Below are 23,172 nucleotides of genomic sequence, written 5' to 3' on the forward strand. Positions count from 1 at the left end.
GAGAGTTGTTCGTGTACGAAGGTTTAGAGGATTTGAAAGTCGATACAGTCAATCGGAAAACATTAGCCAAGCAGGTCATCGAACGGATTGTCCATTTATTATCGAGCGGACAGTTGAGGGCCGGAGACAAATTGCCGACAGAAATGGAACTGATGGACATTTTGCATGTCAGCAGGCCGGTGCTACGGGAAGCACTCAGTTCACTTGAAACGCTGGGCGTCATTACGAGAAAAACACGAGGGGGCACATATTTCAACGATAAAATCGGCATGCAGCCATTTTCCGTCATGCTTGCTTTGGCCACTGATAATCTTCCGGCTATCATTGAAGCGCGGATGGCGCTAGAACTCGGGCTCGTGACAATTGCCGCGGAAAAAATCAATGAGGAAGAGCTTCAGCGTTTGCAGAAGACGATCGACGATATTGCCAACAGCACTGACAATCATTATGGTGAAGCGGATAAAGAGTTCCATCGAATTATTGCGTTAAGCGCCAATAACCCCGTCGTTGAAGGGATGATTCAGTCCCTGCTGATCACCCATGCGAAAATTGACAGCCAAATTCCGTACAGGGAGAGAGATGTAACGGTCGAATATCACAAAAAAATCTACGACGCCCTTGCCAAAAGAGATCCGTACAAAGCACATTACCACATGTATGAGCATCTGAAATTTGTCCGTGACAAAATTCTAAAAGGAATGGATGAAAAATAATGGTGAGCAACCGCAGTTGAAACGTAAGAGCTGCGGTTTTTTTAAACCAATTTAGAAAACGCTTACTAAAATATGAGGAGTGATTTTCATATGGCGATGAACCTCAGGAAGAACCAAGCCCCCCTTTACATCAAAGTGCATGAAATAGATAACACCGCGATTATTGTAAATGATGGAGGGCTGCCAAAGGGCACTGTTTTCTCATGCGGGCTCGTACTTGAAGAGGATGTTCCTCAAGGCCATAAGGTGGCCCTCACCGATCTCAATCAAGGGGACGAGATCGTGCGTTACGGAGAGGTGATCGGATTTGCTGATGAGACGATCAAACGCGGGAGCTGGATACGGGAAGCCCTCGTGAGAATGCCCGCTCCTCCGGCGTTAGACGATCTTCCTCTCGCAAACAGGGTGCCGCAGCCGCGGCCCCCACTTGAAGGATATACATTTGAAGGATACCGAAATGCGGATGGCAGTGCGGGGACAAAAAATATCCTCGGCATCACGACAAGTGTTCAATGTGTTGTTGGCGTTTTGGATTATGCAGTCAAACGAATAAAAGAAGAGCTGCTGCCGAAATACCCAAATGTCGATGACGTTGTGCCGCTGCATCATCAATACGGATGCGGCGTGGCGATCAATGCGCCCGACGCTGTCATTCCGATCCGCACGATTCAAAATCTTGCGAAGCATCCGAACTTCGGCGGTGAAGTAATGGTAATCGGATTGGGATGTGAAAAGCTCCTCCCGGAAAGAATTGCCTCCGAAAATGATGATGACATTCTATCGCTCCAGGATCACCGAGGTTTTGCGGCGATGATCCAATCCATTTTGGAAATGGCGGAGGAACGGTTAATCAGGCTGAACAGCAGAACCCGGGTGTCATGCCCTGTTTCGGATCTGGTTATCGGCCTGCAATGCGGCGGCAGTGATGCGTTTTCCGGCGTGACGGCGAACCCTGCCGTGGGGTATGCGGCTGATTTATTGGTTCGCGCAGGTGCAACGGTTTTGTTTTCTGAAGTGACAGAGGTGCGGGATGCCATTCATTTATTAACGCCGCGGGCTGTCAGTGAAGAGGTCGGACAATCGCTGATCAAAGAGATGAAGTGGTATGACAGCTATCTTCGGCGGGGAGACGCAGACCGTAGCGCAAACCCGTCACCAGGCAATAAAAAAGGCGGATTATCCAATGTGGTGGAAAAAGCGTTAGGTTCGGTAGCGAAATCAGGCACAAGCCCCATCTCCGGCGTGCTCGGCCCTGGTGAAAGAGCAAAGCAAAAAGGCCTGCTGTTCGCGGCGACACCGGCAAGCGATTTTGTGTGCGGCACCCTGCAGCTGGCTGCGGGCATGAATTTGCAGGTGTTTACGACAGGGAGAGGAACACCATATGGCCTGGCTGCTGCGCCGGTTCTGAAAGTATCGACGCGGCATTCCTTATCAGAGCATTGGGCTGATTTAATCGATATCAATGCCGGCCGAATCGCGACAGGAGAGGCCAGTATCGAAGACGTAGGCTGGGAAATCTTCAGGACGATTTTGGATGTGGCAAGCGGCCGCAAACAAACGTGGGCAGACCGTTGGGGTCTTCATAATGATTTGTGCTTGTTTAATCCTGCTCCAGTGACTTGATTCATGTTTTTATAGCGGAAAGATGGAATATGCTGTAAAATGAAAATCAGCGTATAGGAAACGGAGGGGTTACAGCATGGCATTCATTAGATTCCGAGTGACACGAATTCAATAGTGAACAACTCTCGCCTGAATGCGAGAGAATCGGGATGAATCCGCCTATGTATGAGCCCTTATATGGTTATCAAAAAAGAGGGTGGCGTGCCTGCCCTTTTTTGTGCCTTCAAGCATCCCTTCTCTCTACTGCAGGCCGGAGCATGAGAAAGGGGAAATGGGATGACAAACCTTAACGAAAAACAGCTTATCACTGAGATTGTCGGGCTTGCACGCAGCCAAGGTTTGACGGTTCATTCTGAGAACGCGCAATTGAATGAAACCGGAATGGACTTTCAAGTTGTATTTGCCAAGGACGACACAGGTATGCCATGGGTGCTGCGAAAACCGCGGCGAAGTGATGTTGTGGAAAGAGCATCTGCAGAAGGCATAACGCTTGCCTTTCTCCGCGCGAATCTGACTGCTGATGTGCCGGATTGGAGAATTCATACACCGGAATTGATCGCTTACCCCATGTTAAAAGGAACGCCGGCTGCTGGAATTGACTTGGAACAAAAGCAATATGTATGGAATATGGATCATCAGCCGCCGTCAGACGACTTTGTCCGCACACTTGCCGACATACTGGCTGAATTACATGGCACGGATCAAATATCTGCTGGGCAATCCGGAATAGAAGTGATAAGGCCAGAAGATTTCAGGCAAATGACAGCAGACTCTATGGTTGATGTGAAGAATAAGCTTGGCGTATCTACGACGCTTTGGGAAAGATGGCAAAAGTGGGTAGATGATGATGCATACTGGCCGGGTTTCTCTTCTTTGATACACGGCGATCTCCACCCGCCGCATATCCTTATCGATCAAAATGGACGTGTCACAGGACTTCTGGATTGGACAGAAGCGAAGGTTGCTGACCCAGCCAAGGATTTTGTTCTTTATCAAACCATTTTCGGAGAAAAAGAAACTGCCCGTTTGCTTGAATACTATGATCAAGCAGGCGGCCGAATATGGGCAAAAATGCAGGAACACATCTCAGAGATGCAGGCGGCGTATCCGGTGGAAATCGCCAAGCTAGCTCTGCAAACACAGCAGGAGGAACACATCAATATGGCGCTGGAAGCACTTGGTGTAACATCGGATTAAGAATTGACTTCGTTTCATGAACCGAGTATTATAAACTCTACAAATAATAGAACGGATTAACAATCGTGAGGAAGAGCAAGTACGCATCAGAATGGAGGTTCAGAGAGTCGGTGGCAGGTGTGAACCGATCCTCCCCTGATGCCGAATGGGCTTCTGAATTGCTTTGCTGAACGGATAGTAGGCGATGCCGGGTTTCTCTCCCCGTTACCAAGAGAGGAGTATCGAAACATAGGTTTTCTGTACTTAGAGTGAACGGCTGTATAGCTGTTAATAAAGGTGGTACCGCGAGACCCTCGTCCTTTGCATAGGACGGGGGTTTTTTGTGTTTCTTAAAGGAGGTGACGGCCAATGTACGATGGCTGGTGGTGGCATAGCAGATGAGTTAGAAAGGAGGATATCAAATGGTCATTGCAACTGATGATCTTGAGGTCGCATGTCCTAAATGTGAAAGAGCGGGAGAAATCGAAGGAACACCTTGCCCGGCCTGCAGCGGAAAAGGTGTTATTCTGACTGCTCAAGGATATACGCTTCTCGATTTTATCCAAAAGCATTTGAATAAGTAAAGGAGAAAAGCTGAGCTGAGATGAGAGCAGAAGAGCAGAGTAAGATTCGTGAGGCCGCAGCAGGTACGATTTTTTTGCTGATCGGAACAGTTTGTTTTGCGTCTAAATCGATTTGGATAAAATGGGCATACCAAATGGGTGCTGAGCCAGATGCCGTGCTGCTATACAGGCAGCTGCTGGCTGTTCCGCTGTTTTGGCTGATTTTTTTAATATACCGTCCTCCAATGCCAGACGGTAAGAAAAAAGGAGACCTATGGAAGGCTTGTGGCGCGGGAGTGTTTTGTTTTTTTCTGTCTCCCTTGCTTGATTTTATCGGGCTGAACCATGTATCCGCAATGGTTGAACGTATATTGCTGATGAGCTATCCGTTGTTTGTGTTTGGATTCACCGCGTGTCGTGACCGGAAAATGTCCTCAATTCAGGACCTTTTCGCAGTTCTGGCGGTCATGTTTGGGCTTTTCTTGGCGCTGGGCGGCTGGAATGCTGAGCTTTTCCAGGCGAATATGATTGGAGCTGTATTCATTTTGTTATCTTCGGCCGTCTATGCTGGTTATCTTGTCCTTTCCGGGCATCTCGTCCATCAAATCGGAGGGATCCGTCTCAATGCATACGGGATGACAGCTGCTGGAGCTGCCATGATGCTTTACACAGGGATAAAATCGGCGGCTGGCATGAATACGCCAATGGCAGCATATCCGCTTTCTATGTATGGTTTGTTCGCAGTAATTGCAGTCGTTACCACAGTGATTCCATTTGTGCTAATGCTTGAGGGCATAAAACGAATCGGGGCACAGCGAGCCGCCGCCATTTCAATGGCAGGGCCTATCCTGACGATTTTCTATGGAGCTTTATTTCTCGGTGAACGGCTCGGGCTCATTCAAGTCATTGGATGCGGTGGCGTATTTTTTGTCATTACGGGCATGGAATACAGGAAGCTGAAAACAGGAAAAAAAGAATAATTTTTATAAAACACACACGTTTTTCAATTACAATAAGTGTAATTACGTGTGTGTTTTTTGATTTTGTAAAGGTTAGGTGAGGAGATGCAGCGCATATTGCTTGTAGAAGACGACCACTCAATCAGTGAAATGGTGGATCATTATTTAACAAAAGAAGGCTTTGGAATTGTGCATGCTTTCGACGGAGAAGAGGGCATCCGGCTGTTTCAGCAGGGTTCATACGATTTGGTCCTCCTTGATATCATGCTCCCGAAGCTGAACGGCATGGATTTTCTGAAAATCATCCGGGAAAAAAGCAATATACCGGTCTTAATGATTTCGGCAAAAGATGGAGATGTGGACAAGGCATTGGGACTGGGCTTTGGGGCGGATGATTATATCGCCAAACCGTTTTCGATGATTGAGCTGACAGCCCGAGTAAAAGCCGCGATACGGCGGGCGACGCAATATTCGGCAGAGGAGCCGGCTGTGAATAAGGTGATCCGGATTCACCAGCTTGCGATAGATATAGACAATGTTTCCGTTTTGAAAAACGGAGAGCCGCTCCAGCTGACGTCAACAGAATGGCAGCTGCTGTGCTTATTTGCATCAAATCCTAAAAAAGTGTTTACGAAAGAACAAATCTACCGTTCCGTTTGGAATGAAGAGTACTTTGATGATCAGAACATCATTAACGTACATATGCGGCGGCTCAGAGAAAAGATTGAGGATGACCCCTCCTCCCCTCAATATATTAAAACGTTATGGGGCATCGGTTATAAATTAGGAGAGTTTTAGAATGACAGTGCTATGGGTGGCCGCTGTCATCGCTCTGGCGTGTCTGAATGTGATTCAATTCATAATGAAAAAGAAGCGGGACGGGAATCTGGCTTACACGGCTGACCAGCTTAGCTACATGCTCAGCCGGGATTCGGCAGGACAAATTTTGCTTCCTACAGACGATCATGCGCTCAAAGACTTGCTTGTTAACATCAATCTTATCGTTGAGAATCGTCAGCAGATCAGCGCCCAATTTGCCAAAACAGAGCAATCCATGAAGCGGATGCTGACCAATATGTCGCACGACCTGAAAACGCCGTTAACGGTCATTCTCGGTTATATTGAAGCCATTCAAAGTGACCCGAACATGCCGGACGAAGAGCGGGAAAGATTGCTGGGGAAGCTCCGCCAGAAAACAAATGAACTTATTCAGATGATCAATTCCTTTTTTGATTTAGCGAAATTAGAATCTGAAGATAAAGAGATCCCGATCACCAAAGTACATATGAACGACATATGCAAACGAAATATCCTGCACTATTATGACGCTGTTCAGTCAAAAGGCTTTCAAGCAGCCATCGATATCCCCGATACGCCGGTGTATGCGCAGGCGAATGAAGAGGCTCTGGACAGAATCCTGCAAAACCTATTGTCCAATGCGATTCAATATGGCGCGGCCGGCAAGTTAATCGGGCTGACGCTGTCTTATGATGAGAGGAACATCGCCATCACCGTATGGGATCGCGGAAAAGGGATTAGTGAAACCGATCAGCAGCGGGTGTTTGAGAGGCTGTACACACTGGAAGAATCCAGAAATAAAGCATTTCAAGGAAGCGGCTTGGGTTTAACCATCACAAAACGGCTTACAGAAAAAATGGGAGGCATCATATCCGTCCAAAGCAAGCCGTACGAACGGACTGCATTTACGATCACATTGAAACGCATGACATATTAATCGTAAGAATTTCTTAAGGTTTGAGAAATAAAAATGACAGGGCTCGCCGCTACAATAGAAAACAGGAAAAGAGAGGGAAGGAGAAACAAAGTTGACTTATATCGTACAAACAAACGGGCTGACCAAAACATATCAGGGCAAAGAGGTCGTATCCAATGTCAGCATGCATATTAAAAAAGGTGAAATCTATGGCTTTCTCGGCCCGAACGGCGCGGGGAAAACAACCATTATGAAAATGCTGACGAGCCTTGTCAAACCGACAAGCGGTGAAATCATCATCCTTGGGAACAAGTTCACCCACACGTCATATGAGGTGCTGGGGAACATCGGCAGCATGATTGAATATCCGATTTTTTATGAAAACCTGACAGCTGAAGAAAATTTAGATCTGCATTGTGAATATATGGGATACCACAATAAAAAAGCCATACAAGAAGTGCTGGATATGGTGAATTTAAAACAAATCGACAAAAAACCCGTCAAAACCTTTTCCCTCGGGATGAAGCAGCGCCTTGGAATTGCGCGTGCCATCCTCACGAAGCCGGACCTGCTTATTCTGGATGAGCCGGTGAATGGTCTTGACCCTCTCGGCATTAAAAAGATCAGGCAATTGTTTCAAGTGCTGAGCAAAGAGTACGGGATGACGCTGCTGATCTCAAGCCACCTGCTGGGTGAAATCGAACAAATCGCGGACACAATCGGCGTCATTCGGGACGGCAGGCTGCTTGAAGAGGTATCAATGGAGGATGTCAGGGGCCAGAACACTGAATACATCGAGCTTGTCACGCCGAATCAGACAAGGGCCTGCTTTGTGCTGGAGAAAGAGCTGCAATTAACCAACTTTAAAATATTAAATGAGAAAACGATTCGAATTTACGAGGCTGAAGCCTCTCAGGCTGCCATATCCAAAGCATTGATTTTAAATGATGTAGACATTGAATCAATGAACAAAAAGTATACGTCGCTGGAGGATTATTTTATCAAATTGATCAACGGCAATAGCATCAGTGCGTAAAGGAGGAGAGACACGTTGATGAATTTGATCAGAATCGAATTAAGAAAAATGAAAATGGGCTGGTATATCAGAGGTGCCCTCATTGCCAACGTGATCATTATGGGTTTTATGTGGCTGATCAGTTATTCCGAAAAAGCCGATGGCGGGGTTTCGTTCCAAAGTACGGATGAAGCATTCCTCATCATCGGCACCTTCGTCAGAGCGGTATTTATCGTATTTGGCGCTGTGCTGATCGTAAAATTGGTGATTTCGGAATATAAAAACAAAACCATTCTTGTGATGTTCACGTACCCGATCAGCCGTAAAAAGCTGCTCACCGCTAAGCTCATGATCGCGGGCGGACTGACGTTTATCACGATTTTACTTTCAAATATACTCATAGCCGCCGGTTTCTTTTGGCTGAACTCGATCTGCCATTTCATACCGGGAGAGCTTACTTCCGAGATCATTTCTCAACAGGCGGTCAAAATGGCGGTTTTCGCTTTTGGCGCCGCTGGAACCAGTTTAGTTCCCATCTTTTTTGGGATGCGTAGACACTCGGTTCCGGCGACCATCATTTCATCTGTAGTAATTGTGATGCTCATCAGCTCAACAAGTCCGGGCTTCTCGATTTCATCTGTTGTGTATATCCCGTTATCGTTAGCGGCATTCGGTTTGTTCTTTTCCTACATGGCGATCAGGAATGCGGACAAGCAGGATGCGTAAACAAAGGCGCCCAATATGTATAAAAGGCCGATGCTGTCAGCACCGGCCTTTCCATTATGAGTCTGTTCTTGTTTCAAGATAATGCTTCTTGCCAATCTCTTTGCTCATCATATAGAAATGGAAGCAATATTCACCGATTGCCATGACGATCGCGCCGAATAAAGCCGCCAATGCAACTTCACCGCCAGTCATCCCCATAGAAAGCGGCATGCCCATCAGCCAGATCACGAGAAAGGCCAAACCAAAATCAGCCAAAGTTGCAATCATATTATTCCATTTCGGCAATACATAAAGATCGCCCAGCAAATAAGAAATAACCCCTAACACAATCGTCATTAGCAGCGTATCACCAAACGTGAAACCAAAGCCCAGACCAAGCACCAGATACAACACAATAATCGTCATAATACCTTTAATAGCGAGCGCTTTCACATGTGTCATTACAATTCCTCCTTTTGTCATTTGATTTGTTATGTATAATTCCTCAAATGTAAAAAGTTAAACCTTATTTCTTTTCGGAGGCGGGTGCAAATCTGCTGGGGAGAGGTCAATGATGTGAATCCAGGAATTGAGGCTGCGGCGCTTCGACAGCGGAAACGTGAAGCTTGTACTGCACCGGACGCTGCTTTGATGCCCAACAGCCCATTATGTTTGCTGTTTTTAGATGAATAAATTTAAAAACTTCTCCTGTCCCTCCGTCATCACTTCTGAAGTAATGAAATATGATGAAAAGAGATCAAGGGGAGGTGACGTGATGGCGGTCGTGAGAGCAACGAGTGCGGATGTCGATTTGATGGCAAGGCTGCTCAGAGCGGAAGCGGAAGGCGAAGGCAAGCAGGGGATGCTGCTTGTCGGCAACGTTGGAATTAATCGGCTGCGGGCGAATTGCTCAGATTTTAAAGGCCTCCGCACCATCAGGCAGATGATTTATCAGCCACACGCGTTTGAGGCTGTGACTCATGGATATTTTTATCAAAGGGCGCGAGATAGCGAGCGTGCCCTTGCACGCCGGTCGATTAATGGTGAAAGGCGCTGGCCTGCAAAATTTAGTTTATGGTACTTCAGGCCGCAGGGGGACTGTCCAGCCCAGTGGTATAACCAGCCGTTTGTGGCCAGATTTAAGTCACACTGCTTTTATCAGCCGACGGCGGAGACGTGTGAAAATGTATATAACACATTTTAGAGACAGGACACCGTTCAAATTGAACGGTGTTTTTCTTTGAAAAGATGCAATGCAAAATATTCCTGTGAGATAATCAAAGAAAAAAGAGCTGACGGAGATGACAGAATGGCAACAATTGACCTGCAAAAGAAAAGTGTAAAGATCGTACTGGAGAAAAAGCAGTTAACGAAGGTGACGGCTCGTGTTGGACTGGTTCTTGATATTACGGGATCGATGAGACCGCTCTACAAAAACGGGACGGTTCAAAATGTGGTGGAGCGGATTTTGGCAGTGGCTGATCAGTTTGATGATAACGGTTTGCTGGATGTATGGGTGTATGATAATGAATTTTCCCGATTAAAGCCAGTTTCAGAAAAGGATTTTTCGGGCTATGTCGATCGTGAAATTTTAAATAATGACCGCTTGCATAAATTCGGCAGAAATGATGAGCCGCCAGTCATGAAGGACGTGCTGCGCAAATATGTTACGGAGGAACCGAGCTCGTATCCTGCTTTCATTGTTTTTATCAATGACGGGGGCTGTAAAAAGTCAATCAAACCGATAATTGAAGCTTCTTCTGATAAACCGGTGTTCTGGCAGTTTGTCGGCATCGGAAACGGAAACTTTGATTTTCTCAATAAACTGGATACGTTAGAAGGGCGTGTCATTGATAACACGAACTTCCTGCATATCGAAGAGATTGACCGCATTTCTGATGATGAGCTTTATGATGCTCTGCTTGCTGAATTTCCATTTTGGCTGAAAGAAGCGAAGGAAAAAGGGATTGTAAGAGAACAAGAGCCTCCTGCTGAAAAGCCGAAAAAGAAGGGCTTTTTCAGCAGATTGTTTTCGAAATAACTGATAAAGAGCACTGAGTCATTCTGCGAAATGGCTCGGTGTTTTTGTTTTTTTAAGATCATGTGAAGAAAAATAGGCCGAATGGGCGGCTTGCAAACGACAGGATATGCAGAAAACGCGTCATTCAGCCAGCTTTCGGCATGTTTCAGCAGCAGGCTTGTGAGGGAAGACCTGTTTTTAATGTTCAGCGCTTACAATCAGTTCACACTTCTTCACAGTCGTTTAACAATGATTTCCTATAATGGAGACGATCAATGAGGAGAGAGGGGATCTTGAATGGCATACGACAGTCGTTTTGATGAATGGGTACAGAAACTGAAAGAGGAAAGCTTTCAAAACAATACGTTTGACCGCCGCAAATTTATTCAAGGAGCGGGGAAGATTGCAGGACTTTCTCTTGGATTAACGATTGCCCAGTCGGTTGGGGCCTTTGAAGTAAATGCTGCGCCTAAATTCTCAAGCTATCCGTTTACATTAGGGGTAGCGTCAGGTGATCCGCTTTCTGACAGTGTCGTGCTTTGGACACGTCTGGCACCAGATCCGCTGAATGGCGGGGGAATGCCGAAGCAAGCAGTGCCTGTCAAATGGGAGGTCGCAAAGGATGAGCATTTCCGCAAAATCGTAAGAAAAGGCACTGAAATGGCTAAACCAAGTCTTGCCCATTCCGTTCATGTGGAAGCGGACGGGCTTGAGCCAAACAAAGTGTACTATTACCGTTTCAAAACCGGCCATGAACTAAGCCCTGTCGGAAAAACAAAAACACTGCCTGCCCCTGGCGCCAATGTGCCGCAAATGACCTTTGCATTTGCTTCCTGCCAGCAATATGAGCACGGATATTATACGGCCTACAAGCATATGGCAAAGGAAAAGCTTGATCTTGTCTTCCATCTCGGTGATTACATATATGAATACGGCCCAAATGAATATGTATCAAAAACAGGCAATGTCCGCACGCACAACAGCGCGGAAATCATTACGCTGCAAGACTATCGGAACCGTCACGCTCAATACCGTTCTGACGCCAATCTTAAAGCTGCACATGCGGCATTCCCTTGGGTTGTAACTTGGGATGACCATGAAGTTGAAAACAACTATGCCAATAAAATACCTGAAAAAGGACAGTCGGTTGAAGCATTCGTGCTCCGCCGCGCGGCAGCATACCAGGCATACTATGAACATATGCCGCTCCGCATTTCCTCTTTGCCGAATGGCCCAGATATGCAGCTGTACCGGCACTTTACGTACGGAAACCTGGCGTCCTTCAATGTGCTTGATACCCGCCAGTACAGGGACGACCAAGCCAATAACGACGGCAATAAGCCGCCTTCTGATGAATCGCGCAATCCGAATCGGACTCTGCTTGGAAAAGAACAGGAGCAGTGGCTCTTCAACAATTTGGGCAGCTCGACAGCCCACTGGAATGTGCTGGCGCAGCAGATTTTCTTTGCCAAGTGGAATTTCGGGACAAGCGCAAGCCCGATCTACAGCATGGATTCGTGGGACGGCTACCCGGCTCAGCGCGAACGGGTTATCAATTTCATTAAAAGCAAAAATCTGAATAATGTTGTCGTACTGACAGGTGATGTACACGCAAGCTGGGCATCGAATTTGCATGTCGATTTCGAGAAGACAAGTTCAAAAATATTCGGAGCCGAATTTGTTGGAACCTCGATCACTTCCGGAGGGAACGGAGCGGATAAGCGAGCGGATACGGACCAAATTTTAAAAGAAAATCCGCACATCCAGTTCTTTAACGACTATCGCGGATATGTCCGCTGTACAGTGACGCCTCACCAGTGGAAAGCCGATTATCGGGTGATGCCATTTGTGACCGAGCCGGGCGCAGCCATTTCCACGCGGGCTTCATTCGTTTACCAGAAAGACCAAACCGGGTTGAGAAAGGTATCATCCACAACAATCCAAGGCGGGGTGAAGCAATCCGATGAGGTCGAAGAGGATCGTTTCTTTTCGCACAACAAAGCCCACGAAAAACAAATGATTAAGAAGCGTGCAAAAATCACGAATTAAGGAGTGGAAATTATGTTTTCAAACATTGGAATACCGGGCTTGATTCTCATCTTCGTCATCGCCCTCATTATTTTTGGCCCTTCCAAGCTGCCGGAAATCGGGCGTGCCGCCGGACGGACACTGCTGGAATTTAAAAGCGCCACAAAATCACTTGTGTCTGGTGATGAAAAAGAAGAGAAATCAGCTGAGCTGACAGCGGTAAAGCAGGACAAAAACGCGGGCTGAATGCTGATGAGGCAGACACCGGGTCTGCCTCTTTTTTTATGAAAGGGAGGGCTTTTTTGAATGGATAAAAAAGAAACCCATCTGATCGGGCATTTAGAAGAGCTTCGCCGCCGGATTATCGTCACCCTTGCGGCATTTTTTCTATTTCTCATCACGGCTTTTTTGTTCGTACAGGACATTTATGACTGGCTGATCAGGGATTTGGATGGAAAGCTGGCTGTGCTAGGACCGAGTGAAATCCTCTGGGTGTATATGATGCTTTCCGGCATTTGTGCCATTGCGGCTTCTATCCCTGTTGCCGCGTACCAGCTGTGGCGTTTCGTTGCACCGGCGCTGACTAAAACGGAGCGCAAGGTGACGCTCATGTACATACCAGGTTTATTTGCGTTGTTTTTGGCGGGCATCTCCTTCGGATACTTTGTCTTGTTTCCGATCGTGCTCAGCTTTTTGACTCATTTATCCTCCGGCCACTTTGAAACGATGTTTACGGCTGACCGCTACTTTAGGTTTATGGTGAATTTGAGCCTGCCGTTCGGCTTCTTGTTTGAGATGCCCTTGGTGGTGATGTTTTTAACAAGGCTGGGCATCTTAAATCCTTACAGACTGGCCAAAGCGAGAAAGCTTTCCTATTTTCTGCTGATTGTCGTGTCCATATTGATTACACCGCCTGATTTTATTTCTGATTTTCTCGTGATGATCCCGCTTCTTGTCCTGTTTGAAGTGAGTGTCACCCTATCGGCGTTTGTCTACAAAAAGAGGATGAGGGAAGAAACAGCGGCGGCCGCTTAGTGCAGCGTACCACCCGGTGACTTCACATCCTCATCATATTGTGCGGCCGTAACAGCGGCGATTCTCAATGCCCGGACAATCGTGTCCAGGCTGAGGCTCGGCGCTGTTTTGTCGATTGTTTGCTGCGGAATGTAAGGAATATGAATAAAACCGCCGCGAATGTGTGGGGATGTCCGGCTAATGTGATCCATTAACCCGTAGAACAAATAGTTGCATACAAAGGTCCCCGCTGTGTAGGAAACCGCAGCTGGAATGCCGTGTTCCTTCATCTTAGCAGTCATTCGTTTCACGGGAAGCCTTGTCCAGTAAGCGGCGGGCCCATCTGGAGAAATCTCTTCATCAATCGGCTGATGTCCTTCGTTATCGGGGATTCGCGCATCTGCAAGGTTGATTGCCACTCGTTCCGGTGTAATCTGCATCCGTCCTCCTGCTTGGCCGACACAAATTACGATATCTGGCTGATGTTTTTGAATGGCTTGGCGCAGAGTGTCCAGAGCGGATCTAAAGACGGTTGGAATTTGTTCCGCTGTAATAATGGCTTCTTCTGTCTCGAAGCCATTAAGCCGTTTCGCCGCTTCCCATGATGGATTGACGGTTTCTTTGTCAAAAGGGTCAAAGCCTGTGATCAGCACTTTTTTTCTCATTCTCCCATCTCCTTTTTCTTTTATTCTATTGTTTATTTATGGGTTTTTCATCAAAATAATGTAAAGGAGTGAATCATAATGGAGCATTTGCCGGAGCAGTATCGCCAGTTATTCCCAACCTTGCAGACGCATACGATGCTTGCCAGCTGTTCTCAGAGCGCATTGGCAGAGCCTGTATCAAGGGCGATCCAGGATTATTATGATAGCCTGCTGTATAAAGGGACGAACTGGAAAGAAGCGATTGAAAAAACAGAGTTTGCGAGAAACGAGTTTGCAAAGCTGATCGGGGCTGAACCGGATGAAGTGGCGATTGTGCCGTCAGTTTCTGATGCACTGGTTTCTGTAGCATCGTCCTTAACTGCATTTGGAAAGAAGCACGTTGTATATACAGATATGGATTTTCCGGCGGTGCCTCATGTTTGGCAGGCACACTCCGATTATACCGTATCCGTCATTCCATCAATAGACGGCGTGCTGCCGCTTGAACAATATGAAACGCATATTTCGGATGAAACAGTACTGACGTGTGTTCCTCACGTTCATTATCGTGACGGCTATGTTCAGGATATAAAAGCGATTGCCGAGATTTCTCAGAGAAAGGGCTCTTTATTGTTTGTAGATGCTTATCAATCAGCCGGGCATATTCCCATTGATGTGAAGGAATGGGGCGTAGATATGCTGGCAGCAGGCACCCGGAAGTATTTGCTCGGCATACCGGGTGTGGCGTTTCTTTATGTGAGAAAGGAGCTGGCTGACGCACTGAAGCCGAAAGCATCAGCTTGGTTCGGAAGAGAGAGCGGATTTGATGGGGCTTATGCAAAAGTCGCGCGCCGTTTTCAAACGGGCACCCCAGCTTTTATCAGCGTATACGCAGCTGCAGCGGCTTTATCGCTGCTGAATCATATTGGGGTTTCTCATATCAGGGATCATGTGAAAACGATCTGTGCCGATGCAGTTCAATATGCCGCTGAAAAAGGCCTGCAGCTGGCGGCGGCACAAGGTGGGATTCAGCCGGGCATGGTTGCGATCCGGGATGAGCGGGCATCGGAAACGGCGGGGTTGCTGAAGAAGAAAAAAGTGATTTGCGCGCCGCGGGAAAATGTTATCCGTCTCGCTCCCCATTTTTATAATACGAAGGAGGAAATGCGGCACGCGATTGATGAAATCGCGGCGAAAACGATCCACAAGTAAACATGAAAAAGCCCCTGAACACTAGTCAGGGGCTTTTCATATTAATGATCTACTTTAACGCGTTTCATAAAGAAAGCGCCAATTAAACCGATAATGGCAACAATCATTGCAAACACAAATGCGTGCTGTACGCCTGCTGTCAAAGCTTGCGGGATGACTGCCGGATCGGCAGGGTTTTTAACTGTACTCATATAATCATGCTGGCCTGCAGCCATAATGCTGACCGCAACCGCTGTTCCGATAGCGCCGGCCATTTGCTGCAGCGTGTTCATAATGGCGGTGCCGTCTGGATAAAATTCACGCGGCAGTTGGTTTAAACCGTTTGTCTGTGCAGGCATCATGATCATAGAAATCCCGATCATCAAGCAGGTGTGCAGGATGATAATCAGCACAGCTGTTGAAGTGGTCGTGACATTTGAGAAGAACCATAGTACAACGGTGACAATCACAAATCCCGGAATGACAAGCCATTTCGGCCCGTATTTATCGAACAAGCGGCCTGTAACAGGGGACATAAATCCATTTAAAATACCGCCCGGCAAGAGAACAAGACCAGATGCAAATGCAGTGAGGACTAAGCCGCCTTGCAGATACATCGGCAGAAGCAGCATAGATGACAGAATGACCATCATACAAATGAACACCATGATCACACCCAAAATAAACATCGGGTATTTGAACGCACGGAGGTTCATCATAGGCTGCTTCATTGTCAGCTGGCGGATTGAAAATAAGATAAGGCCGACAACGCCGACAATCAGCGACACGATAACAGTCGGGCTGGACCATCCCCCGGAGCCTTCACCCGCGTTGCTGAATCCGAATACAATGCCGCCGAAGCCAATCGTCGACAGGATGATAGACAATACATCGATTTTCGGCTTTGTCGTTTCAGATACATTTTGCATATATGCGATACCGAAAACAAGCGCCAGCACAAGGAATGGAAGAGAGATCCAGAAAATCCAGTGCCAGTTGAGATGCTCCAGAACCAATCCTGAGAAAGTTGGGCCGATGGCGGGCGCGAACATAATGACAAGCCCGATCGTTCCCATTGCGGCACCCCGTTTATGAGGCGGGAAAATCACCAAGATTGTGTTAAACATCAGCGGCAGTAAAAGACCGGTTCCAAGTGCCTGAACGATCCTTGCCGCTAATAAAAACGAGAAGCTCGGCGCAAGCGCCGCAATGAATGTACCTAAAATTGAAAAGATAAGTGACACGGTAAAAAGCTGTCTTGTTGTGAACCACTGCAACAGCAGTCCTGAAACAGGAACAAGGATACCGAGTACAAGCAGGTAGCCCGTCGTTAACCATTGGACGGTTGCCGCTGTAATGTTCAATTCCTTCATAAGGTCGGTTAACGCAATATTCAGCGCTGTTTCACTGAACATGCCGATAAAACCGGCCAACAGCAAGGAAATCATAATCGGCATCACTTTGTATTGCTGAGATGCTTTAGCTGTTGTTTCCAAAATCATTTCCCCTCTCTATCAACTGCATGTAGTATGTCGTTTTTTTTATCTCTTCAGCAGGTCAGGAATGCAGCTGGAGATATGAAGGAGCGGCGTACTGTTTTTTGCCGTCAAAGATAAAAGGATGCCGCCTTCAATCATCGCGTTAACCACAGTGCTGGCTTCTTTTGCACGGCTCTCGCTGCAGCCAGTCTGCCGCAGTTTTTCCTCATACACAGAGGCCCATTCTTTGTAGGCTTCATGACAGGCTTCGCGCAACGGTTCGCTTTTCAATGACGTCTCAGCCGCTAGCAAGCCCACAGGCAAGCCTTCAATGTCTTCCGTACATGAAAACTGGCAGGAGAGCTCCTTCAAAAAGGCTTGAATGCCTTCCGCTGGATCGGTGCAGGCTTCCATGCAGTCCGCGATTTTCTGACGGATATACTCCTTCATCTCATTCACGGCTTCGATCGCAAGCTGTTCTTTACCCCCGGGAAAGTGGTAGTAAAGAGAGCCTTTAGGCGCGCCGCTTTCCTTTATAATCTGGTTCAGCCCCGTGCCGTAATACCCTTGCAGCTGAAAAAGCCGGGTAGCTGCCGAAAGGATTTTCTCACGGGAATCTCCATAACTCATAACATTCCCACCTTACTGAATTGCAATCAAAAATATAGTGACTGGTCTATTATCTTGATTCAATCATCAATTGTCAAGAAAAATTCATTGTATGAAAAGACAAAAAAAGAAGGATATGACAACAAAAAATACTGAGAGAAAAGCTGACTGATCTTTTGACTGAATAGATAAAATGTACAATGATTAATCATCATATGGATGTAAGGAGAGAAATAGATGAAAAAACAACGAATGCTCGTACTTTTTACCGCACTATTGTTTGTTTTTACCGGATGTTCACATTCTCCTGAAACAAAAGAATCCCCGAAAGAAAAAGCTCAGACACAAAAAGTCTCTTCGGCTTCTGCCTCTGAAAAAAAGGATCTGCCAAACATTAGAATTTTAGCGACAGGAGGCACGATAGCTGGTGCCGATCAATCGAAAACCTCAACAACTGAATATAAAGCAGGTGTTGTCGGCGTTGAATCACTGATCGAGGCAGTTCCAGAAATGAAGGACATTGCAAACGTCAGCGGCGAGCAGATTGTTAACGTCGGCAGCACAAATATTGATAATAAAATATTGCTGAAGCTGGCGAAACGCATCAACCACTTGCTCGCTTCAGATGATGTAGACGGAATCGTCGTGACTCATGGAACAGATACATTGGAGGAAACCGCTTATTTTTTGAATCTTACCGTGAAAAGTGATAAACCGGTTGTTATTGTCGGTTCGATGAGACCTTCCACAGCCATCAGCGCTGATGGGCCTTCTAACCTGTACAATGCAGTGAAAGTGGCAGGTGCCCCTGAGGCAAAAGGGAAAGGGACGCTTGTTGTTCTTAACGACCGGATTGCCTCAGCCCGATATGTCACCAAAACAAACACAACTACAACAGATACATTTAAATCAGAAGAAATGGGCTTCGTCGGAACAATTGCAGATGATATCTATTTTAATAATGAGATTACCCGTAAGCATACGAAGGACACGGATTTCTCGGTTTCTAATCTTGATGAGCTGCCGCAGGTTGACATTATCTATGGATACCAAAATGACGGAAGCTACCTGTTTGACGCTGCTGTAAAAGCCGGAGCAAAGGGGATTGTATTTGCCGGTTCTGGGAACGGGTCTTTATCTGATGCAGCCGAAAAAGGGGCGGACAGCGCAGTCAAAAAAGGCGTTACAGTGGTGCGCTCTACCCGCACGGGAAATGGTGTCGTCACACCAAACCAAGACTATGCGGAAAAGGACTTGCTGGCATCGAACTCTTTAAACCCCCAAAAAGCACGGATGTTGCTGATGCTTGCGCTTACCAAAACAAATGATCCTCAAAAAATCCAAGCTTATTTCAATGAGTATTGAAGAAAAGAAGGCGAATAAGCCTTCTTTTTTTTGGCTTTTTAGGACCAATAATGACCTCTGAATCTTAAAATTTCTTTAAAAATAAGCCAAAATTACCCTTTACTTAATTAATTTGGTAACGTAATATAATTGGAGAATTTGTTACAAAAAAAGGAGGATATTATGAAATTTGTAAAAAGAAGGATCATTGCACTTGTAACAATTTTGATGCTGTCTGTTACATCGCTGTTTGCGTTGCAGCCGTCAGCAAAAGCCGCTGAACACAATCCAGTCGTTATGGTTCACGGTATTGGAGGGGCATCATTCAATTTTGCGGGAATTAAGAGCTATCTCGTATCTCAGGGCTGGTCGCGGGACAAGCTGTATGCAGTTGATTTTTGGGACAAGACAGGCACAAATTATAACAATGGACCGGTATTATCACGATTTGTGCAAAAGGTTTTAGATGAAACGGGTGCGAAAAAAGTGGATATTGTCGCTCACAGCATGGGGGGCGCGAACACACTTTACTACATAAAAAATCTGGACGGCGGAAATAAAGTTGCAAACGTCGTGACGCTTGGCGGCGCGAACCGTTTGACGACAGGCAAGGCGCTTCCGGGAACAGATCCAAATCAAAAGATTTTATACACATCCATTTACAGCAGTGCCGATATGATTGTCATGAATTACTTATCAAGATTAGATGGTGCTAGAAACGTTCAAATCCATGGCGTTGGACACATCGGCCTTCTGTACAGCAGCCAAGTCAACAGCCTGATTAAAGAAGGGCTGAACGGCGGGGGCCAGAATACGAATTAATGAAAAACAAAACCTTGAAGAATGCTATTCTTCAAGGTTATTCTGCTTTCAGCACAATGGTTTTCGCAGCCATATCATGAACGGTTTGTTTTTTCTTCGTAAATGCGGCAGTCAAATAGATCAGGCGGGAGAACACATGCACCCACGCTATCAGGTAACGGACAATGGCTTGCGGGAAGGATATTTTTTTATATGTTTCGTCCCTCACGATTTGCAGCCCGATGATTTTTTTGCCCAGTGTGCCCTTCCAATTTGTCAGCGGCATCAGCAAAGGGTACACAATCAGCATCAATATGGCGACAATAATGACACCGGCGGACCCATCGCCAAACGTAAATCCGGCTGCCAAAATCACTGCTGCGGCAATGATTACATCAAGTAAAAGAGCGCAGGCGCGCAGCATGAAACCAGCTAGTTCCAATAGAAACACTCCTTAAAATGTTAAATAAACACCTAATGATTGTAAAAAAGAAGGGCCTAAAGTGGGAATAGGTGATAAGCCTTAAATCACAAAAGTTGGTGAAAATGTCATAGGTAAATTGGCATAATCAGCCAGCTTATCACATTACCAAATTCTTTTTTAGCCCGAAACCAAGCCCTCAGAAGTTATTTTTGTTAAAATAGAAAAGTTACAACAGAATTCGGAGGGTTTATTGTGGGAAAAGTGAAACGAAATGCCCCTTGCCCATGCGGCAGCGGCAAGAAATATAAAAAATGCTGCGGAAGTAAAGTTGTCGACTTCCCGGCGGAACTAGCGGCAAAAGAAGCGAAACAAATTCAGGAAGACTTAGTGGAGTATGCCTTCACAGTACATAGAGAAAGCATTTCAGGCTTTATCAACCAGCATGATTTTCTTTCTGCTATGGACAGACAGACGAAAGACATCAGCGTATTTAACTTAGGAATCTGGGGAATCTTCTTCCACCCGCTTGCTGGTGAGAAGACAATCTTCGAAGAGTACCTTCAGAAAAAAGGCGATTCGATCACTCGTCCGAAAACGCGTGAGATCGTAGAATCATGGCAGAGCATGACGCCTGCTTTATTGCTGCTGAAGGACCTGAAGGAAGGCATCATTCACTTTGAAGATGTCATTACGGCAAAACAATTCGAAGTGGAAATGGACGCCAGCAATCAAGACCTTCCTCCAGTGGGAAGCCTGATTCTTGGATACCCAATCCACGAAGCGGAAAAAGCAGAATTCTTCATGCAGTTCACGATCTTCCCGGTGAAGAGAACAGAAGCGCTGATCAGCAAGGTGAAGAAATATGCGGATGCCGCTGTGAAGGACGGCAAAACGCCGGAGGACTTCATGAAGCAGGAATTCAACAACGTTCTGTTCGCGTTGTTAGCTGAGAAAGATGAAGAGCCACAAGCAGAGAAAGCGGAAGTAAGCACTGTTGAGTGGGCAAACGACTTGGAGAAAGAAACCGCTGCGGCTATTGAAGAAGGCATGAGCGGGGAAGAGTATCCGACTGAATTGATCCCAGCTGTTATTGACATCTGGAAAACATTCTGCGAGAAAAAATCACCTGTCATCAGAAAGCCGGAAGCTTTTGCGGCGGCAGTTGAATATTATGTAAACGCAATTTCTCTTAACGGCGCGTCCGTTTCCCAGGCTAAACTGGCGAAAAAATACGGCGTTAGCGCATCAACGATTTCCAGCCGTTACAAAGAAATTGAAAGCACGCTGCAAGATGAAGCAGATCGTTTTGCACAAGCGTTATCCTCATAATGGAAAAAACCTTGAAAAGCCAGGCTTTTCAAGGTTTTTTTATTTCTGAAACGGAATTTTGATTTCTAACCGGAAGATGGGGTGGCGGTAGGTAAAATCCAGCCTGCCAAAAGCGCCCTTCACCAGTTTTTGAATGATATATGTGCCCATGCCTTCATGAGCGCCGTTTTTCGTTGAGCGGCCAAACGATTGATAAATTGTATCGAGCACTTTTGGGTCCATCCCGGGAGTGCTGTTTTCACAAGTCAGTACATAAAGCCCGCTGCGCAGTGAAGTCTCCAGTTTAATCTCTGCTTTTTCTCGGGCCTCCGCCGCGCTGTCGAGCGCATTTTCTAATATGTTGCCGACCAAGCTGACCTGATCAGCAGGCGAAAACGGAAGGGAAGAAAGCGGTGTATGCATATGCAGCGAAACACTCACATTCGAGGCGCGGGCTTTTTCTAAAAAATCATAAAGCACCCCTGCAACGTACGCGTTCTCTCCTTTCAAAAAACGGTCATATTGGCTGTATTGATCCGCCCAGTTTTGAATATATGCTTGTGTATCTGCCTTGGGCTGAGCTGATTTGATTGCAGTGATATGTTTCATTGTGTCATGATTCCGGCTTCTGACATCAATCAGCATTTGATTGGCGTGCTGTTCAGCTTGAGTCAGCTTATCAATTTGATCAGAAAGCCTTGCCTGCAAAGCAGACTGTCCGATACGGAGCCCTTCACACCCTGCAAATATCGCGATTACACATAATACCGGCATGATGTCTGTGCCAATCAACACCACTCCCACCGACATCACTTGAATCACCGCAATCCACGCACAAAGCCCTGAGGAACAGTGTTTCCACACCCGCTTCGTATTCCAAATGTACAATCCTGCAGCAGCTGCGCCTAAAGCAGCGGCGAGCCAAGAGGCGGCTGTGCTGTGTGAAAAAGCAGCAGCTCCCTGATAACATATGAAACTAAATAAAATCAGATAAAGACATTGAAAAAGGGTAATCACGTACTAAACTCCTCAAAAATAGTAGTTTTGAAAATAATCAAGCTGCTGCTTAGTGATCATCGCTTTTTTAGACGTTCCCTCAAAGGAAACTGTGAATGAATGCTTGGTATAAGCGGAAAAATGCTTTATGTAATGAATGTTGATAATAAAGGAACGATGCGAACGAAGAAAATCTTTTTCGGGCAGGTCGCCTTTAATATCATTTAATGTTTGATACGTTTGCACCTCTTCGGCGGTTGTCACAATCGTCGTCGAACGTCCCGTCCGTTCTGCGAAAATAATATCCTTCTTTTGCAGGACGTGCATTTCAGACTTTTGCTTTATCAATATACGCCCATTCAAACTCGTTTCCGTTTTCTTTTTCAAGTACCGGTCGAAGGAAGCGGCCAGACGGTCGGCATAGTACGGCTTCATAATATAATCATGGACGTTCAGGTCAAAGGCGTGAACCGCATAACCGCCGTGGCCGGTAACAAAAATCACATCCACATCAAGTGAATGGGATTTGATCAAATCAGCAAGCTCGTAGCCAGACATATGGGGCATCTCGATATCGGCAAGCAGCAGATCAATGTCTCCGTTCTTTACCCGCCTGTAGGCTTCCTTCGCTGAATCGGTGGAAAAGACAATTTCGACGTCCTGCATTCTGGACACGATCGCTTCTAACTTCTCTAAATCTACTCGATAATCATCTACAAGTCCGACTTTTACCATTATCATTCCCCTAGTTACATAGAATCATCTTTATTCTATCCCATTTCACGACATAAAAAGAACTCTTCGCGACAACTTTATCCAACTAATCCAGCTTTTCGTATATAGTCAT

Annotated in this window: 27 protein-coding genes and 1 other annotated feature; of the genes, 19 read left to right on the forward strand and 8 right to left on the reverse strand. The window is 46.3% G+C overall.

The window, feature by feature from the left end:
• Window positions 1-11: 11 nt before the first annotated feature.
• The 9 genes from NST22_RS01490 to NST22_RS01530 all read left to right on the forward strand — a co-directional run bounded on the left by NST22_RS01490 (window position 12) and on the right by NST22_RS01530 (window position 8,489).
• Window positions 12-713 (forward strand): FadR/GntR family transcriptional regulator, encoded by a 702-nt coding sequence (locus tag NST22_RS01490; RefSeq protein WP_003246338.1) that lies wholly within the window; start codon window positions 12-14, stop codon window positions 711-713.
• 90 nt (window positions 714-803) lie between these two features.
• Window positions 804-2,336, forward strand: coding sequence for a galactarate dehydratase (gene garD / locus NST22_RS01495; protein ID WP_003246362.1), 1,533 nt, complete (start codon window positions 804-806; stop codon window positions 2,334-2,336).
• Between the two features lie 276 nt (window positions 2,337-2,612).
• Window positions 2,613-3,533 (forward strand): macrolide 2'-phosphotransferase MphK, encoded by a 921-nt coding sequence (gene mphK / locus NST22_RS01500; protein ID WP_003246254.1) that lies wholly within the window; start codon window positions 2,613-2,615, stop codon window positions 3,531-3,533.
• Window positions 3,534-3,589: 56 nt separating this feature from the next.
• Window positions 3,590-3,837 (forward strand) — a binding site (T-box leader).
• Between the two features lie 97 nt (window positions 3,838-3,934).
• Complete coding sequence (gene rtpA, locus NST22_RS01505) at window positions 3,935-4,096, forward strand: anti-TRAP regulator (protein WP_003234807.1); 162 nt, start codon at window positions 3,935-3,937, stop codon at window positions 4,094-4,096.
• A 20-nt stretch (window positions 4,097-4,116) separates the two neighbouring features.
• Entirely contained in the window at window positions 4,117-5,055 is a 939-nt protein-coding gene (locus tag NST22_RS01510) for an EamA family transporter (protein ID WP_003246325.1), read from the forward strand.
• Window positions 5,056-5,151: 96 nt separating this feature from the next.
• Window positions 5,152-5,832: a two-component system response regulator YcbL gene (gene ycbL / locus NST22_RS01515; RefSeq protein ID WP_009966453.1), complete on the forward strand. Its 681-nt coding sequence runs from the start codon at window positions 5,152-5,154 to the stop codon at window positions 5,830-5,832.
• Between the two features lies 1 nt (window position 5,833).
• Window positions 5,834-6,769, forward strand: a complete 936-nt coding sequence (gene ycbM, locus NST22_RS01520; RefSeq protein WP_003246497.1) for a two-component system sensor histidine kinase YcbM — start codon at window positions 5,834-5,836, stop codon at window positions 6,767-6,769.
• Window positions 6,770-6,860: 91 nt separating this feature from the next.
• Window positions 6,861-7,784 (forward strand): ABC transporter ATP-binding protein, encoded by a 924-nt coding sequence (locus NST22_RS01525; RefSeq protein WP_003246292.1) that lies wholly within the window; start codon window positions 6,861-6,863, stop codon window positions 7,782-7,784.
• Between the two features lie 18 nt (window positions 7,785-7,802).
• Window positions 7,803-8,489, forward strand: a complete 687-nt coding sequence (locus NST22_RS01530) for an ABC transporter permease (RefSeq protein ID WP_010886395.1) — start codon at window positions 7,803-7,805, stop codon at window positions 8,487-8,489.
• Here NST22_RS01530 and NST22_RS01535 read toward each other — a convergent pair.
• Window positions 8,450-8,584 (reverse strand): hypothetical protein, encoded by a 135-nt coding sequence (locus NST22_RS01535; protein ID WP_119122840.1) that lies wholly within the window; start codon window positions 8,582-8,584, stop codon window positions 8,450-8,452. The genes NST22_RS01530 and NST22_RS01535 overlap by 40 nt on opposite strands.
• Entirely contained in the window at window positions 8,544-8,930 is a 387-nt protein-coding gene (locus tag NST22_RS01540; protein ID WP_003246313.1) for a YndM family protein, read from the reverse strand. Before NST22_RS01540 ends, NST22_RS01535 begins: the two co-directional genes overlap by 41 nt.
• A 313-nt stretch (window positions 8,931-9,243) precedes the next feature.
• Between NST22_RS01540 and cwlJ the strand changes: the two genes are divergently transcribed.
• From cwlJ to tatC, 6 genes are all read left to right on the forward strand, one after another.
• Window positions 9,244-9,672 (forward strand): cell wall hydrolase CwlJ, encoded by a 429-nt coding sequence (gene cwlJ / locus NST22_RS01545; RefSeq protein ID WP_003246500.1) that lies wholly within the window; start codon window positions 9,244-9,246, stop codon window positions 9,670-9,672.
• A gap of 105 nt (window positions 9,673-9,777) precedes the next feature.
• Window positions 9,778-10,509, forward strand: a complete 732-nt coding sequence (locus NST22_RS01550; protein WP_003246379.1) for a VWA domain-containing protein — start codon at window positions 9,778-9,780, stop codon at window positions 10,507-10,509.
• Between the two features lie 81 nt (window positions 10,510-10,590).
• Window positions 10,591-10,767, forward strand: coding sequence for a hypothetical protein (locus NST22_RS01555; RefSeq protein WP_003246278.1), 177 nt, complete (start codon window positions 10,591-10,593; stop codon window positions 10,765-10,767).
• Window positions 10,768-10,785: 18 nt separating this feature from the next.
• Window positions 10,786-12,537: an alkaline phosphatase PhoD gene (phoD, locus tag NST22_RS01560; protein ID WP_003246386.1), complete on the forward strand. Its 1,752-nt coding sequence runs from the start codon at window positions 10,786-10,788 to the stop codon at window positions 12,535-12,537.
• A gap of 12 nt (window positions 12,538-12,549) precedes the next feature.
• Window positions 12,550-12,762 carry a sec-independent protein translocase protein TatAD gene (tatAD, locus tag NST22_RS01565; RefSeq protein WP_003223835.1) on the forward strand — a complete coding sequence of 71 codons (213 nt, stop codon included), beginning with the start codon at window positions 12,550-12,552 and terminating at the stop codon, window positions 12,760-12,762.
• 60 nt (window positions 12,763-12,822) lie between these two features.
• On the forward strand, window positions 12,823-13,551 hold the full coding sequence (gene tatC / locus NST22_RS01570) for a twin-arginine translocase subunit TatC (RefSeq protein ID WP_003246495.1): 729 nt from the start codon (window positions 12,823-12,825) through the stop codon (window positions 13,549-13,551).
• Here tatC and pcp read toward each other — a convergent pair.
• Window positions 13,548-14,195 (reverse strand): pyroglutamyl-peptidase I, encoded by a 648-nt coding sequence (gene pcp / locus NST22_RS01575; RefSeq protein WP_003246307.1) that lies wholly within the window; start codon window positions 14,193-14,195, stop codon window positions 13,548-13,550. The two genes, tatC and pcp, sit on opposite strands and share 4 nt — an antisense overlap.
• Before the next feature lie 78 nt (window positions 14,196-14,273).
• Between pcp and NST22_RS01580 the strand changes: the two genes are divergently transcribed.
• Entirely contained in the window at window positions 14,274-15,386 is a 1,113-nt protein-coding gene (locus NST22_RS01580; RefSeq protein WP_003246392.1) for an aminotransferase class V-fold PLP-dependent enzyme, read from the forward strand.
• Between the two features lie 41 nt (window positions 15,387-15,427).
• On the opposite strand, the gene lmr(B) is transcribed toward NST22_RS01580, so the two are convergent.
• Together lmr(B) and lmrA are read right to left on the reverse strand one after the other, a co-directional pair.
• A complete protein-coding gene (lmr(B), locus tag NST22_RS01585) occupies window positions 15,428-16,867 on the reverse strand; it encodes a lincomycin efflux MFS transporter Lmr(B) (RefSeq protein ID WP_010886396.1) in 1,440 nt (479 codons plus the stop codon).
• Between the two features lie 39 nt (window positions 16,868-16,906).
• Window positions 16,907-17,473: a transcriptional regulator LmrA gene (gene lmrA, locus NST22_RS01590; RefSeq protein WP_003246449.1), complete on the reverse strand. Its 567-nt coding sequence runs from the start codon at window positions 17,471-17,473 to the stop codon at window positions 16,907-16,909.
• Window positions 17,474-17,689: 216 nt separating this feature from the next.
• On the opposite strand from lmrA, the gene ansZ reads away from it, so the two are divergent.
• Window positions 17,690-18,817: an asparaginase AnsZ gene (gene ansZ, locus NST22_RS01595; RefSeq protein ID WP_003246337.1), complete on the forward strand. Its 1,128-nt coding sequence runs from the start codon at window positions 17,690-17,692 to the stop codon at window positions 18,815-18,817.
• Window positions 18,818-18,979: 162 nt separating this feature from the next.
• Complete coding sequence (gene lipA, locus NST22_RS01600; RefSeq protein WP_003246250.1) at window positions 18,980-19,618, forward strand: lipase LipA; 639 nt, start codon at window positions 18,980-18,982, stop codon at window positions 19,616-19,618.
• Between the two features lie 37 nt (window positions 19,619-19,655).
• Here the strand turns inward: lipA and NST22_RS01605 are convergent, their stop codons facing one another.
• Window positions 19,656-20,039, reverse strand: a complete 384-nt coding sequence (locus NST22_RS01605; RefSeq protein WP_009966469.1) for an RDD family protein — start codon at window positions 20,037-20,039, stop codon at window positions 19,656-19,658.
• Window positions 20,040-20,273: 234 nt separating this feature from the next.
• Between NST22_RS01605 and NST22_RS01610 the strand changes: the two genes are divergently transcribed.
• Entirely contained in the window at window positions 20,274-21,350 is a 1,077-nt protein-coding gene (locus NST22_RS01610; protein WP_003246276.1) for a helix-turn-helix domain-containing protein, read from the forward strand.
• A 39-nt stretch (window positions 21,351-21,389) separates the two neighbouring features.
• On the opposite strand, the gene natK is transcribed toward NST22_RS01610, so the two are convergent.
• Together natK and natR are read right to left on the reverse strand one after the other, a co-directional pair.
• Window positions 21,390-22,346 carry a two-component system sensor histidine kinase NatK gene (gene natK, locus NST22_RS01615; protein WP_003246454.1) on the reverse strand — a complete coding sequence of 319 codons (957 nt, stop codon included), beginning with the start codon at window positions 22,344-22,346 and terminating at the stop codon, window positions 21,390-21,392.
• A 12-nt stretch (window positions 22,347-22,358) separates the two neighbouring features.
• Window positions 22,359-23,060: a two-component system response regulator NatR gene (gene natR / locus NST22_RS01620; protein ID WP_003234759.1), complete on the reverse strand. Its 702-nt coding sequence runs from the start codon at window positions 23,058-23,060 to the stop codon at window positions 22,359-22,361.
• Window positions 23,061-23,172 lie beyond the last annotated feature (112 nt).

Source organism: Bacillus sp. PS237, assembly GCF_037963345.1.
In the GTDB taxonomy this organism is placed as follows: Bacteria; Bacillota; Bacilli; order Bacillales; family Bacillaceae; genus Bacillus; species Bacillus subtilis.